Consider the following 15,779-nt stretch of genomic DNA (forward strand, 5'->3'; position numbering starts at 1 on the left):
TACTTTAAATAAATAAAGCCAACCACAAAAGCGGTTGGATAAAATTAATAACTACCAACGTAGCAAACTCTTATATCGTGTGGTTTAATATCAATTAAACTTTTGAAACGAGTTTCAAATTCTGTTGCGAAATTTTCAATAATTTCGGCAATATTTTTATTTTTTTTGACTTTAACATCAATAATAAACGACGCGTTTGAGTAGTCTTTGTTATAAATAATTTTTGGTTCTGCGTCTAATTTCAAAAAACTGGTATCACAAGCACACTGACTAATTAATTGACAAATAGCATCACCAGAAACAGTATAACTTTGATTGTAACCACTAGAAACTGTAATTCCAACCATTATTTATTTCCTCTACTAATGTATTTACCACTTTCAGTTGAGATTACAATAACATCCCCTTCTTTGATAAACATTGGTGTTTCAAGTTCAAAACCTGTTTCAACCTTAACTTTCTTTTGAGGATTATTTGTTGTATTGCCTTTAACAGCATCTGGCGCTTCTGTTACTTCAAGTGTAACAGATGCATCTAATTCAACGTCAAGAATTTCTTCGCCAAATTTACGAATTTTTACAGTTGAGCCTTCTTTTAAAAAGTTCATTTCTCATTCGACATTTTTCAATGGAATTTCAACTTGTTCGTATGTTTCGTTATCCATTAAAATAATGTTTTCACCATCTGAATAAAGGTAATTCATTGGACGTTTATCAATGTGGGCTTTTTTAATCATTGTCCCACCAGTATATGATTTGATTGTTATAGCACCTGTTCTTAAGTTTTTAACTTTAGCTTTAACATTTGCTTGTCCACGGCCTTGTTTTGAGTGTTGTGCTTCAATAACTACAAAAATTTCGCCTTCATCTTCAAAAGTGATTCCACCTTTAAATGTATTAACATTTATCATTTTAGTCTCCTAAACTTAATTAAATTAATATAATATTATTTTAAACTAAATACTAAATATTAATAATAAGTTTCTTAGAATGTTGTTTAGCTTAATTTTTGAATATATTTTTTTCTTATTTCAATTATTTTTCAATTGAAAAAGAAAAAAATAGGCTAAACCTATTTTGCGCTTTTAAGAGATAATGTTGATTCTTTACCTGCTAAGAGTCTTTTAATATTACTTCTATGAAGAACAATAATAATTATTACTGAAGTTAAATAAAATATACCTGATACAAATCAATATGGTTGTAAATTATTTAATGAAATATTGTTACTATAATTTATAAAATTCAATCAATAACCTGGCATTCCTTGTGTGAATCAAGGTATGAAAACAAATGGAACAATTATTGATGCAGTGCACATTGAACTTAGTGATACTTTTTTAGTTTTGAATGCAAAACTAAAAAAGATTATTCCGGCAAAAACTCATAAAATTGGATTAATTACAAGTACGAAAGCGGATGTGCAAGCAACACCTTTTCCGCCTTTAAATTTAAAAAATACAGGTCAACAGTGGCCAATAATTACACCAAAACCAATTGCTTGCGGGCTCATTCAGTAAATTTTGGCAAAATCATATCAAACATATCTTATTAGAATTATAAAAATTAAAGATGGTATTATAACCTTGAAAAAATCAATAATAAATACAGTTAAAGCAAATTTTTTGCCATAAACTCTTAATGAATTGGTTGCGCCGGCATTTTGACTAAAATGATTTCTCACGTCATCTTTTTTTAATTTTGAAGACAAAATAATTGAAGTATTTAGTGAACCTATTAAATAACCAATAAAAATCAATAATAAATTAAGGCCAATAATTGAAAAAATAATTTTTGGGTCGATTTGATAACTCATTATTAACCTTTTAGTTCAATAAGTCTTTCATTAGTTCTGTATCAACGGCCTTCTTTTGCTTGTTTTTGGCCATTTAACATTGTTGCATCAGCAGAAAATGAAACATTTGGTTTAAATATGCTTTGACCAACTCCATAAGCATCTACTGGAGCGTTGTTATCTTCAAATTTTTTGATTTTTTGGTCATTAAATCCGCTACTTACAACAATTTTTACATTTTGAGCGCCAACTTTATCCAATGCTTTTCTTAGTCTTTTAACTTGTTCAACATTTACACCATAAAATTCGGGATTATCTTCTTCGTTATCAAACATATGGTCTTTCATGTTTTTTGAGGTATCAATACGCACTCCTCACAAATTATCACCTAGAGCGGCAAATGACTTAAGAGAATCGTCAATAACATTGTTATTGTAGTCAACAAGCGAAATTAATTTATCGTTTGGGAATAATTTTTGGTATGCAAGCATTGCAGCGGCGGTATCGCCGCCAAAGTTTTGAATTAGGCAGTGAGGAACTGAGCCAAAGGTTTCTTCATTACTTAAATCTTGTGCATCGGTTGACATTATTTTGCACCCAGCAAGTTTTGCGGCTTTACCATCAATTTCTTGCATCGATCAATGATCCATTCGATCGCCCATAAAAATTATGGTTTTATTATTTGCTGCTTCAATGCATCTGCGCATATTAGTTGCTATGCTTGAAGATCTAGCTAAAATACCGTCGATAATGCCTTCATATTTGCCAAAATATTGATATGGACCCTCAAGTTCAAGAACGATTTCAAGATTGTTTATTATTGTTCCGTCTTTCAAGTATCTTATTTTGTATTTAGAAGTATCGGTATTATTTTTAAGTAATCATAAAACTTCATCCATGCCTGCTAGCATTGCATTATCAGTTCGTTGAAAAAATTGCAATTTGATAACATTGTTTTGATTATATGTTTCGATTATTTTTTCTGTTCTGTGAAAATAAGATGAAATATATTTGTCGTATTTATTACTCATTATCAGCCTTTCAAATTATCTATGTAATTATAATATTAAATTAAATTATTCAAATAGATATTAATATTCAATTCTATTAATGTGTATAAATGGATTTTAGTGTTTAATGTAAGTTAATTTTTCCAAAATGAATTGAAAATTCAATTGAAAACAAAAAAAGCAAGACTGCTTTTATTCAAAAAAGTTTTGTCTTGCTTGTTGTTTAACTTCTGAGCTTGTAGCAAATGGAATTCTGGTTGTGTAACCTTTTTCCGCAGCAACAACCATTTTTGTAGGTCATTCTTGAATTGCGCTGTTTCATTCTAGAATAGTGTCGTTGTAAATTTCACGAGCTGCTGTAATTTCTTTTTGTAGGTATGAGTTTTGTTGTATTGCATCTCTAAGTGCGCTGTGTGCTTTTAGTTCTGGGTAGTTTTCAATTTGTAGATGTAAGCCTCTGATGGTTGTATCAATATTTGTTGCAACATCATTTCTTGTGTCTTCATTAATGTTTACACCACTACGATATGCAGCGACAGTTTTCATAACATCTTTGTCTAGCTCTACAGATTTTGCAACAATGCTTGCCATATTTTGCATAATAATAACTCTTTGTTCTAGGTAGTTATCAATTTGAGAAGCATTGTGTTGCATTTTTTGTTCAACTTGTGCTAGATATGTTCTTGCCCGAACTTTTTTAAGCATAAAAATTAGCCCAGGAATAATAAATAATAGTCATAAAATAACAATAAATGCTTTAGTTCCTGCCCCAATTTTAACAGGTATTCTTTGATTTATAACATTAACATCACGACCATTTTCTAATGTTGGGCCATTCATTTCATCTAATTGATTTGACATAATAAATCTCCTAAAAGTTAATTAAAAGTATTTGTGTAATTATTATACTCTAAATAGTGTTTTATTAATAAGTAATAGCGTTATTCTGGAAGATTAGACAACAATAAAACTTTAATGATTGAACCACTTGAAATATAAGAGTCATTGGTAATGAATTTTTTGTTTTTTTCTTCTCAATCTTCATCAACCACTTGATTTTCAAAAGGAACTAATTCAATTTTTGTTTTATTTATTTGTTCAATATATTCATCTCAATGAACTGGAACATGGTGAATTGCGCCATCACCACCTCGAACTGGTACATAGTCAACTCTTTTGAATACATCATAACCTAGCGAATAAACATATGATTCTTGAATATTTTCGCCTTTAGTTATGTGAACTGTTTTTAATATTGATTGTGTTTTTGTGTTTGGATTATCGAATAGTTTTCTTGGTAAAAGATTAATTTGACTTTCAACTTCTAATGCACTTAATGGTGAAGTATTTGAGTTGTCGAATTCTCAATCAAAATCTTTTGTTTGCTGATAAATTGGGATTGAAAAATATGGAGAAAATGCTCAATAAATTTTTCTAAAGCACTCCTTGTTGAATTTGTAAAATTTTTCTTTAATTGTATTAAATGAATATTCATAAAAATCATGTCGATTATCAATTAAATTTATGTTTTGCAATATGTCATGGAATATTTGAGTTACTTTTTTATTTTTATGAAATGAGAATGTATCTCCTACACCTATTTGATTATTTTCAAGCAAGTCACATAAATTTTGTTGTGCAAGTGGTGTGAATAATAATCTAAATTCAAGCTCATTATCTCTGTTTGGAGCATTTCAGTAAGCTTCAAATTTTGTGTTAGCAAGCGCGGTGAAATTGCGATCAGTATTTTTGCGTTTATCAATCTGTTTTTGTGTCTTTTTAACTAATGATTTTCTTTGGTTTTCTGACAATTCATGTATTTTTTGGGAATTTCTTGAAAATGATAAATTAGGCGCCGCCATTGAGAAAAATGTTATTCAAGATGTATCTGTGAAAAGCGGATAAGGTTTTATGACTTGAGCATGTAATACTTCAGTAACTGTTCTTTGAGAAACTTTTCCATCGTAGTTTGTGTATGTTTCACTGTATTGGATGGTCAATGTGCCATGATATGTTTTATCAATAATTTGGTGTGATTTTTCAGTCTTTATAATAAATGGATTTCCATAAATTGAGCCGGATTGAACATAGGTTGCCATTTTTTCAGCGTCATATGACTCATCTATATAACCATATTTATTTTTTAAATTGGCAATATCAGACATTTTTAAGCTTCTATTAAATTTGATTATTGGTAATGATTCTGACAAAATTTTAAATTTTGTTCCTGGTTTGAATAATAATCTTAATGGAAGTGTCTGATTATATGCAATTTCTTTTTCATCAAAAAGTAGTTTTTCTACTTTATTTTTTTCATTTTTAGTTAATTTTATTTTTTTATTAATGTTAAGAATTTGATTAACAAGAAGTAAAACAAATAATGTTATTCCAAGCAATAATGAAATGATTCCGCCAATAAACATTTGCGATTTTGGTAAAATCGCGTACTTTATCACAAATATCAAACCAACAATTGCTGTAATCGAGGATGCAACTATACCTATTATGTTAAAAATTGAGCCTGTTATCAATCCTTTTAGATGATTATTTACTGAAGCTAATTTCGCTTCGGTTTTATTAATTTTTTTAACTTGTTCAATGTTTTGTTCAACATTAATATTGGATTTTTCAACAAAATATTGGAAATGTTTGTCAATTATTTGATTATTCAGCTCATCGTATTGACCAAATTCTTTTAAAGGCTGATCTATTGTTTTTTCATTTTGCATATTTACCTCAAAATAATTTTACGAAATTAGTCGTTTTAGTTCTCAATATTTGTTTTTAAAATTTTTAAAAATGCTTCTTGCGGAACTTCAACTGAACCTAGCATTTTCATACGTTTTTTACCTTCTTTTTGTTTTTTAAGAAGTTTTTGACGGCGGGTTACATCTCCACCATAAAGCTTAGCAGTAACATCTTTTCGATATGCTTTAATTGTTTCACGTGCAATGATTTTTCCGCCAATTGCAGCCTGAACAGGGACTTCAAAGTTTTGTCTTGGGATTGCTTCTTTTAATTTTTGGCAAAGTTCTCTAGCTCTTGGATAAGCGTTATCACGGTGAGTAATGATTGTAAAGGCGTCAATTTTGTCACCATTTAGTAAAACATCAACTTTTACTAAATCAGTTTCTTTATAGCCAAATAAGTCATATTCAAATGATGCATAACCTTTTGTTGAGCTTTTTAATCTGTCAAAAAAGTCAACGACAATTTCGGCAAGTGGCATTTCATAAGTAATTTTGCTACGATTCCCATCTAATGATTCCATGTCTTTGTAAACGCCTCGTTTATTTTGACACAAGTCCATAACATTTCCAATAAAGTTATCTGGCACAATAATTGTTGCAAAAATATATGGTTCTTCAATGCGGTCAATGTATGTTTTATCAGGTAATAAAGATGGATTAGATATCATTTCTAATGTTCCGTCAGTTTTATAAACTTTGTACTCAACTGATGGTGAAGTTGCAATTACTGAAATTGCGTATTCTCGATTTAGTCGTTCTTGCAAAATTTCCATATGCAACATGCCTAAAAAACCAACTCTAAAACCAAAACCAAGCGCTTTTGATGTTTCTTGCTCTCAAGATATTGATGAATCTGATAAAGAAATTTTTTCCAAACTTTCTTTTAATTCCATGTAGTCTCTTGTATCAATTGGGTAAAATCCAGTGAAAACTACGGGTTGTTTTTTCTTGTAACCTGGCAATGGTTTTTCCGCCGGCATTTCTGCAAGAGTTATAGTGTCACCAACACTAACTTCGCGAGCATCGCGAATTGTGGCGGCTACTCAACCAACTTCGCCAGCGCGCAATACATCTTTTTTAACTTCTCAAGGACTTTTCACACCAAGCTCGGAAACTTGATTCAATTTTCCATTGGACATAAATTGAATTTTGTCATTTTTTTTCAATTGACCTTGAACAATTCTCACTAACATAACAACGCCGCGATACTCATCAAAGTATGAGTCGAATATCAATGCTTGTAAAGGTTTATTGTCATCTGCCTCAACTGGCGCTGGAATATATTTTTCAATAGCTTCAAGAACTTGTTCAATATTTAGTCCAGTTTTTGCTGAAATTGCTACAGCATTCGAGCAATCAAGACCAATAACTCTTTCAATTTCTTCTTTAGTTCTCTCGATGTCTGCTGAAGGCAAATCAATTTTGTTGATTATTGGGATAATTGTCAAGTTATTTTCAATTGCTAAATAAACATTAGCAAGAGTTTGTGCTTCTATCCCTTGAGTAGCATCAACAATTAAAAGTGCACCCTCGGTAGCAGCTAGAGAACGCGAAACCTCATAAGTAAAGTCAACGTGCCCAGGAGTGTCTATCAAATGAAAAATGTAATCTTTATACTTGATTTGAACTGCGTTTAATTTAATTGTTATTCCGCGTTCTCTTTCTAAGTCCATTGTGTCTAAAATTTGCTCTTCTAGATCACGTTTTGCAACTGTTTGCGTAAGTTCTAAAATACGGTCAGCTAATGTACTTTTTCCATGGTCAATATGCGCAATTATGGCAAAATTTCGAATTTTACTTTTGTCCACTTTAACCTCCTTGAAAATGCATAAATATAATATTATTTAATTTTAATATAAAATATTGAGTATTTGTTAAAATAATTCAGTAATTGTAAGGGAGCATCATGAAAATTAAAATAGATAAAGGACATACTAATATTTCTTATCGCGAAGGCGATGTTTTTGTGCAACAAAAAATGCGCAACGGCTTCAATCACGGGATTGATTATTCATTACTCAAACAATTTGATTTTGTTCCCAAACTTATTGAAAATGAATTCAATACGATAAAATGAGAATTTATTGAAGGTTATGAACCACAAATAAATTTTGACAACATTGAATTAATTGCAAAACAAATTAAAATCATCCATAATTCAAAATTAAAATTCCCAAAAAATAATATTGCCGCTAGAATAAAAAGCTATCGCAAAACTTTTAATGAACTAAAACAAAATGTTCCTGTTTTAAATGATTTTTATCGCTCAATAAACCAAACGCTAGCAAAAATGGACCGCTCAACTCCACTTCATAATGATTTGTGGCCATTCAATATGATTGAAAATAATGGCAAAATTTACTTTGTTGATTGAGAATATGCCACAATGGGAGATAAACATTTTGAGTTGGCATACATAATCGAATCAAGCAATATGAGTAAAGATTTGGAACAAAAATTTTTAGAGGCTTATGGCGAATATAATCCATTATTTTTATTGCGTCATAAAATGCTAGTAAATTACATTGTAATTTTATGAGTTCACACTCAAACTCCTGCACCATTTAACACTGAAATGTATCAGCAAAGAATATATGATTATGCAATTGAACTCAAAAAAATGACTGGCAATTAGCCAGTTTTTTTGCATTTTGTTTTAATAATTAATTAGAATGTAAATATAATTTATAATGTTAATTTGTAATCAATGGAGGCTTTTAATGTTCACAGAAAACGAAAAAAAATATAAGGCAATTTTAGCTAATTTACTTGATGTTGCGCCAAATGATAGTGCTGTTTTGACCAAGGTAGATAATAAATATAATTTTGACTTATTTAAATTATTTGGACAAAATGTTTGCAATGAAATATATTACAAAAGTAACTTTGAAGTTGATATTATTGAAGAAAAATTAAGTGTTGCTGCGGACCAAATTGCGCAATGCACTCAAGCTGATGAAGTTATTGAGATTTTAAATCGTTTTGATATCGAACACGAGAATAAAATCAAGGGACTTAAAAGAGATTTTATTTCAACCAAAGCAAGAATTATTGAAGAGTTACAAAAACAATTTCAAAAGCAATCTGTTAAGTGAAAAATGTTTTTAACTAAAGCTAAAGAAGTTAATGAACAAAGCAACACTTGACCTATTCACATTGGTTTTATGTTTGTAAAAGTAAAAATTGAAGATAAAGCCGTTTATGGACCACTATTTTTAAAGGAAGTAAACTTAGTTATCGAGAATGCTAGACCAAAATTGCAATCAGCTGGGGATATTAAACCTAATGAAAAATTACTTTTCTTACTAACCAATGCCAATTTTGATTTTGATACAAACTTTGATATTTCAGAACTATCCATTGATGAAGTGGTCAAAAGAGTGCGTGGAGTTTGGTCAAAAATTTATACTAATATTCCTAAACCAACAAGTATTTTTAATAATTATTTAAGCGAAGAGATTGTAAATGAATCTGTTGAATTTTGCCCTGGGATGGTGCTTGGTTTATTCCAACCTTCTGGTGGCTATATAAGAAATAGAATGATGCAAATAATCAAAAATAACGAATTAAATTCGATATTTACTTCCGATTTTCGGAAAGCAATCCATTCAAAAAGAATTGATGATTATTTATTCGATGAGCGCAAAAGTTTGTTCAAAATAACTCCAACAAACTATAGTCAAGACAAGGCAATTGCTTCTTCATTGTTGCAAAATACATTGATTTGAGGCCCTCCGGGCACAGGTAAATCGCAAACAATTGTAAATTTACTTGCAAATATCCTAGTTTATAAAAAAACAGCACTAGTTTGTTCTCAGAAAAAAGCGGCACTTGATGTTATTTTAAAAAGACTTGGTTCATTGAGAATATTTTGTTTGCCTATTTTGTATTCAAGGGCTAATGCGAACAAAAAAGCTTTCTATAAACCTTTACAACAATACATAGATTTTCTTGAATATTTTAATGAAGAAAACAAGCTAAAAAGATTGTCAATTATTAATAAAAGCGAAAAAGACTTTGTTGATAAAATTGGTGAATTAAAACAAAATCCACGCTTTGATTCAGTTGCTAAAATTTTAAGTAGAATTAAGCCGTATTTTGAAAAATTAACTTTTGAGGCATGAAATCTACTGTTTCAATTACCAAATATTTTAGTTTATCCAGAGATTGTCAAATTCGAATCTCTTAGAGAAGCTCAAAAATGAATGTTAAAAAATAACAAAGTGCAATGGTCATTTTTCTCACAAAAAAGAAGAAAAGTTTCACAAACTACTGAAAAAATATTCAATATTTTCAATAATACAGGTCTTAATGTTTCCGAACTAACTCAAATTGTAAGCGAACTTGAACCAGATGATTTTAACTTAATCAAAAACATGCTTGAAATTACCAATATCAAGCAAAATGAATTGATTAGTGATGAAAATGAATTAAAAAAATATATTGCAACATATATTATTGAGCGAATGGAAAATCTTACTCAAGAAGAAAAAGAGCAATACACTGAATTTTCTTCAACAATAAGAACAGCTAAATTAGAGCCATATAAATTTATTAACTACTTTACTTCATTAATTAAAAAAATGTTCCCAATTGTTATTATTACCCCTGAAGTTGATATGTCAAGTTGAGAAAAAAATGAATTTGACTATGCAATTTTAGATGAATCAAGCCAAATATTTGTTGAAAAAGGATTGCCTGTTGTATATTTAGCAAAAACTAAAGTTTTAGCAGGTGACCAAGAACAAATGAAGCCTTCTAACTGATTTGGAATCAGGGTTAATGATGATGAAACAGTTTACGGAATGACCGAATCATTGCTAGACTTTGGTCAAGCTGTCAAAATCCATAATATTTTACTTAACAAAAACTATCGTTCAAATCATGCTGCATTAATGACATTTAGTTCTAAACATTTTTACAATTCTGACTTAGATGTTATTGATTCGGGATTGGTTGAATCAAATTCAAAACCTGTTGAAGTAATCGAGGCGAATGGAGTATGAGAAAATAACCAAAACCTTGTTGAAACTCAAATAGCCCTTAATTTAACTAAAGATTCATTAAACAATTACGAAAAAATCATTCTATTGTGCTTCAATAGTAAACAACAAGAATATTTAACAAAAACAATTTTTGAAAAATATCCTGAATTGGAAATTGCAATGAAAAATGAAACTTTATTACTTAGAAATATTGAAAATATTCAAGGCGATGAAGCTGACTTGGTTATTGCAATGGTTGGATATGATAAGAATGCAACTATTCACTCAACATATGTTGGTCGTCCAGGCGGTAAAAATGCATTAAACGTGGCGATTTCTCGTGCAAAAGATAAAATGATTGTTGTTAAATCATTAAAATCCGAAGATGTTAAAATAACTACTGAAAATGAAAATCTTTATGCTTTTAAAAAGTGGCTCGAATTCCTAGAATTAAATGATGAACAAAGAAAAGACTTTTTAAATATCAGTAAAAAAAGAAAATTAAATAGTGATTCTGAATTCGCAATTGAAGAAAGCGAATTATTTATAGAAATTGAAAATTATTTACACCAAATTTCAGATGGAAAGAATTGAATTTCTATTCATAAACATCAAACACTAGGTACAATAAATGTTGACTTTTTAATTAAACAAAATGGTCAAAATGCATTTGTAATTATTGTTGATAATTTCGATTATTCCGGAAGTTATGATAAATATTTACAGTTTAATGACTTGTGCAAATTTATTGAAACCAAGAAATATGATTTGTTCAAGGTTTCTAAACTTAATTGACATGAATTATCAAGTAGAATTAAAGAAAAAATCTACTCATTTACTGAAATTCAAACAACAAATGAGGTTTTTGAGCCAAACAATGAATCGCAAACTACAATTAATAAAATTGAAGAAGAAAATATCGTTACTAGTGTTGAACAATACAAAAATAATTTAAGACACGACACTGAAAACTATGATATTTTAGAGGGTGAAGAAGAAAATTTTGTTGAAGAAAAAAATAACACTGATTTATTTTATGATAATGCTTCTATCACACAAGAACAAATTGATGAAGAATTAGATAAATTCACTAATGAAATAAATGAAGATGAATTAACTAATTCAATGGAAAAATCTTTATTTAGGGAAAATTCTACACAACAAAATCAATTAAATGACAATGCGCAAAATGACGATTTTTTCACTTCTGAAACTCAAATTACTCAATCAAATGATTCAATGAATTTTGAAATTAGCGAAGATAATCAAACTGATGAATATTCATTAACTGCCGAAAAGAACGCAATGAATAATGTTTTTGACAAATAAAAAGCCGTTTGCTCGGCTTTTTATATTTCAGGAAGAATTTTGCTCATATTTGACTTATATACACCCACGCCAGGTTGATTAAATGGATTTACTCCAAGTAAATAAGCTGACATAGTTAAAGAAATCATAAAGAATTGGAATATATAACCTAAATTGTATTCGTCAAATTTATCAAACTCAATTACTATATTGGGAATGTTTGCGTCAATATTGTGTGCTTGCAAGGTCGCTTCAAATACTGCTCAATTTACTTTGTGTAATGATTTTCCATCAAGATAATTGATTTTATCTAAATTTTCCTCATCTTTTGTCAAAAAGTAATCAACATTAGGGTTTTTTAACACCAGTGAAGTCTCAAATAAGATTTTAGACCCTTCTTGAATAAATTGACCAAGTGAATGCAAGTCCGTTGAAAACATTGTTGAAGCGGGAAAAATTCCCCTACCATTTTTCCCTTCGCTTTCTGCATATAATTGTTTTCATCATTCTTGAATTTGTCTTAGTTTTGGTTCATATGAAACAAATAATTCAAGCGAGTAATTTTGCTTGCTTAAAATGTGTCTTGTAACAGCGTATTGATATGCTTCATTGTCTTTAATAAGATGCGACGAGTTATCTTTAATAGCTTGTTGTGCTCCTAATAAAATGTCATTTGTATTCAATCCTGCACACATGAATGGAAAAATTCCAACTGGACTTAAAACACTGAAACGACCACCCACATCATCAGGAATTATCAATGTTTTATAGCCCTTTTTATCAGCTAATTCGCGCAGTACACCATTTTTTTCATCAGTTGTTGCAACAATTAAATCTTTTGCCCTTACCGCCCCTACTTTTGCTTCTAAAAGCTTTCTAAACTCTCTAAATGCAATAGCAGTTTCAAGAGTTTTACCGCTTTTTGAAATAACATTAATTGCAAAGCGTTTATTTTCAACATATTTTAATTGCGATGCAAGACTTTCTGAACTAACATTGTAGCCACTAAAAACTAATTCCATACTAGGTTTTTTAATTGAGTATTGTCCATAGATAAATTCATAGCCAGCAAGCGCGCCTAAATATGAGCCACCAACTCCAATAACTACAACTGTTTCAATTCCCATATTTATTCATTTTTGATTGATATTGGTCATTTTTTGGTATTCATCATTATTTAGTTTAAAAGGTAATTCCATTCAACCTAATCAATCTTTTTCAGTAACTGTTTTTGCCTTAATTGAATTATGAATTTTAGAAACTTTTTCTTGATACTTGTCAAGTTCGCTATATTTAATTGCTTTATCAATCTTTAAATTTATTGTTTTCATTTTAACTCCTAATTAAATGGATTTTTTCTTTTTATGTATCACTCGAATATGTTTGCTCAATAAATAAAACAAACTAATGAACCTAAAACAAACTCTGAATTAGAATTTAGTTCAATAACAATTGTTTGAGTGTGTGCGACATTGTTGAATGTATTAAGAATCCCATCAAAACTTAATGATGTAAAGTGGCTTAACCTGTTTTGCTTAAATTTTGGCACACCATCATTAACCAGCAACTCAGGTGTTATTCGATAGTCATGTTTTAAACTATTAATATGAATTAAACTTACAAAAAAATTATTCATAGTTAGCGTGTATGGTCCATAGGTATAAATATCATTAGGAAAAATAATTGATGTTGACCAAAAGTTATTTTTGATGCTTTTTGAATTATTTAATAATAGATAATTATTGAATAGATTTTTGACCGATTCATTTGTAAATGTCAATAAATGCGTCTGTTTGTTTTGTTTAAGTTCTGCCAAAGCATATGCGTATTGAAAAGCTAAGTTATCTTTAATATTTTCGCCTGAATAATCTTGACTTGCGACTACATATCCTTCTAAAACATTGGAAATATCAACGCCTTTTAAAAATAATAATAAAAGGTTAATTTCGCTAAAAAATGAGTGTTTTTCATCAAGGATATTAGGTATTATTAACCGGTTTTTTTCTTCAACATCAATAAAATTTAACTGTTGCTCAATTATTTCTTTACCAATAATAAAAGACTTATCTAATGTGCGATAATAGCCAAAATTTACTTGTAAATAATTCAACATCATTTTTACGAATTCAATAAAGTTTAAATTGAATTCGGATAATTTTGAAAATATAAAAGAAGTAGTTTCGAAGTCAAATGTATTTTTTATATATTTAAATTGACTAAATCATTTATTTATTGGTTCATCAGAATTTATGAATATGTAATTAATTTTGTTATCTGTTAAGGTATCGAATTTGAATATAAAATCTAATCCACCAACAAAATTATTATAAGTAATTGTATCTGTGAAAATTATTAAGGTTTTAGTGTTTTTGGAAATTATTAATTGTGAAATTTTTTGAATTTCTAAAATATTATTCGCGCTGAAATTTAGCGCTAGTTCATGAAAACCAAAGTTTTCAAATCCGTCTATATTTTTTCGCCTAATTCTATGAATTATGTCAATTGCTTTTGCTACTAAATCATCATTATTAAAGTCCGGATAATAATTATAAAATTTAAGATTTAACCTTGCCATGATTATCCTCTTTTGCGTGCTTTATAATTTTGTATTTCCATATTTATTGATTTTTTTAGGTTCTCAAAACCATGTTTTGTTTCTTTCAATTCTTCAATGAATGGACTTTTAGAATAGTAACTATGATTCATTTTAAAATTACCTATTCCAGTCTTAGTTTGGTTATTAATTTCTTCAACATAGAAGTTAACTTTATGACGTAGTTTAAAATCATTATACAAGTTTTTTCAACCTCAATCGGTTATGTTTTTTTTAGGTATTTCAAAAACATATTTTTTAGTAGTTTGCACTGTTATTCCGTCATTGCAAATATGAATTATTTTTCCAAATAAAATATCACCTTTTTTATTCATATTTGTATTATAAATGAAAATTAAAATATCATAAGAGATTATTAAAAATGAACACACTCAGCTTTGGATATCTTGTAATTTTACTAATTAATTCATTTTTCAATTGAATTGGTAAAAAATAATTGCTTAAAAAATTGCTATCATTTTTTGTTTTTTTAATATAATTTTGTTATCTATATTTATATAGATTTAAATATTAATTTAGGAGTATTAATGTCAAACAAAATAATGGCCTCAACAGAGCTAGCTTACTACATTTCATTAGAGCAAGATGTTTTGCTAGACTCACTTAGAAAATACAAGAATAAAGTACAAAAAATTTCTCAAAACCTAGATCACACTAGAGTTAGTCAAGATGAATACTTTAGAATTAAACATAATTTTGCTCACGTTGAAGAGTTAATCACGGACTTACTACAAGTTAAAACTTATAGTTTCCATGAAGAAACAAAATTAGCATTTGAAGAATTAAAAATTGCTATAAGCGACATAATCCAAAAACTTTGCATCGATTACACAGTTGAAGATGCACCTCAAACACAAGCGTATACAAAAAATGAAAATGGAATTTTTGAATTAGTTTCATTTGAAACATCATATGTATTAAACAATGATAAATTTATTATTTTTGAGCCAGTTAATGAATACAAATACACTCATATAACTGCAAGCTTTGTTGAAGAATCAACTACCGAAATGCATGAACCTGTTCAAGAAACACAAACTACAGTAACAACACAAGAAGAAATGAAAGAAGTTGTTGAAGAAAACCAAGAAAAAGAAGATGAAGCAATTGAAATTATTGAGCTAAAAACAGAAGTTAAAGAAGCTAAAAATGATGAAATAGCAAGAACAACAAATTACTACTTTACAAAAGAGTCAAGATGAACATGATTGTTTGTATTTCTTTTAGCAATTGTTTTAATTGCTGTAGTAGTTTTAGTTGGTTTGCATTTAATTGATTCGTTAACAATCAATGGTATTTTCAACAAGTAGAAATTAAA

At 28.9% G+C, this 15,779-nt stretch carries 13 protein-coding genes; 3 read left to right on the forward strand and 10 right to left on the reverse strand.

The annotated features are described in order from the left end of the window. Positions 1 to 44 precede the first annotated feature (44 nt). The 7 genes from MBVG596_RS00900 to lepA form a co-directional block, all read right to left on the reverse strand. Entirely contained in the window at positions 45 to 347 is a 303-nt protein-coding gene (locus MBVG596_RS00900; RefSeq protein WP_096385735.1) for an MMB_0454 family protein, read from the reverse strand. Then, positions 347 to 910, reverse strand: coding sequence for an elongation factor P (gene efp, locus MBVG596_RS00905; protein ID WP_096385738.1), 564 nt, complete (start codon positions 908 to 910; stop codon positions 347 to 349). Before efp ends, MBVG596_RS00900 begins: the two co-directional genes overlap by 1 nt. A gap of 161 nt (positions 911 to 1,071) precedes the next feature. Then, entirely contained in the window at positions 1,072 to 1,815 is a 744-nt protein-coding gene (gene plsY, locus MBVG596_RS00910; protein WP_096385741.1) for a glycerol-3-phosphate 1-O-acyltransferase PlsY, read from the reverse strand. Between the two features lie 2 nt (positions 1,816 to 1,817). Then, positions 1,818 to 2,825, reverse strand: a complete 1,008-nt coding sequence (locus tag MBVG596_RS00915) for a nicotinate phosphoribosyltransferase (RefSeq protein WP_096385744.1) — start codon at positions 2,823 to 2,825, stop codon at positions 1,818 to 1,820. 171 nt (positions 2,826 to 2,996) lie between these two features. Then, the gene (locus MBVG596_RS00920) at positions 2,997 to 3,665 is read right to left on the reverse strand and encodes a LemA family protein (RefSeq protein WP_096385747.1); all 669 of its coding nucleotides are present in this window, start codon (positions 3,663 to 3,665) and stop codon (positions 2,997 to 2,999) included. An 80-nt stretch (positions 3,666 to 3,745) separates the two neighbouring features. Continuing rightward, the gene (locus MBVG596_RS00925; RefSeq protein ID WP_096385750.1) at positions 3,746 to 5,533 is read right to left on the reverse strand and encodes an MAG1210 family protein; all 1,788 of its coding nucleotides are present in this window, start codon (positions 5,531 to 5,533) and stop codon (positions 3,746 to 3,748) included. Between the two features lie 35 nt (positions 5,534 to 5,568). Beyond that, positions 5,569 to 7,362 (reverse strand): translation elongation factor 4, encoded by a 1,794-nt coding sequence (gene lepA / locus MBVG596_RS00930; RefSeq protein WP_096385753.1) that lies wholly within the window; start codon positions 7,360 to 7,362, stop codon positions 5,569 to 5,571. Positions 7,363 to 7,460: 98 nt separating this feature from the next. On the opposite strand from lepA, the gene MBVG596_RS00935 reads away from it, so the two are divergent. Continuing rightward, the gene (locus MBVG596_RS00935; RefSeq protein ID WP_004418969.1) at positions 7,461 to 8,189 is read left to right on the forward strand and encodes a phosphotransferase family protein; all 729 of its coding nucleotides are present in this window, start codon (positions 7,461 to 7,463) and stop codon (positions 8,187 to 8,189) included. Between the two features lie 85 nt (positions 8,190 to 8,274). Beyond that, complete coding sequence (locus MBVG596_RS00940) at positions 8,275 to 11,868, forward strand: DEAD/DEAH box helicase (protein ID WP_096385756.1); 3,594 nt, start codon at positions 8,275 to 8,277, stop codon at positions 11,866 to 11,868. A gap of 20 nt (positions 11,869 to 11,888) precedes the next feature. Here MBVG596_RS00940 and MBVG596_RS00945 read toward each other — a convergent pair whose 3' ends face one another. The 3 genes from MBVG596_RS00945 to MBVG596_RS00955 are packed head-to-tail and all read right to left on the reverse strand — an operon-like array spanning position 11,889 to position 14,775. Next, positions 11,889 to 13,178, reverse strand: a complete 1,290-nt coding sequence (locus MBVG596_RS00945) for a glucose-6-phosphate isomerase (RefSeq protein WP_096385759.1) — start codon at positions 13,176 to 13,178, stop codon at positions 11,889 to 11,891. 8 nt (positions 13,179 to 13,186) lie between these two features. After that, the gene (locus tag MBVG596_RS00950) at positions 13,187 to 14,422 is read right to left on the reverse strand and encodes a glucose-6-phosphate isomerase (RefSeq protein WP_096385762.1); all 1,236 of its coding nucleotides are present in this window, start codon (positions 14,420 to 14,422) and stop codon (positions 13,187 to 13,189) included. 2 nt (positions 14,423 to 14,424) lie between these two features. Continuing rightward, on the reverse strand, positions 14,425 to 14,775 hold the full coding sequence (locus MBVG596_RS00955) for an RNA-binding protein (protein WP_096385765.1): 351 nt from the start codon (positions 14,773 to 14,775) through the stop codon (positions 14,425 to 14,427). Positions 14,776 to 14,988: 213 nt separating this feature from the next. On the opposite strand from MBVG596_RS00955, the gene MBVG596_RS00960 reads away from it, so the two are divergent. Then, entirely contained in the window at positions 14,989 to 15,771 is a 783-nt protein-coding gene (locus tag MBVG596_RS00960; protein WP_096385768.1) for a hypothetical protein, read from the forward strand. The last annotated feature ends 8 nt before the right edge of the window (positions 15,772 to 15,779 follow it).

The organism is Mycoplasmopsis bovigenitalium, from assembly GCF_002356075.1.
Lineage (GTDB): Bacteria > Bacillota_I > Bacilli_A > Mycoplasmatales > Metamycoplasmataceae > Mycoplasmopsis > Mycoplasmopsis bovigenitalium_A.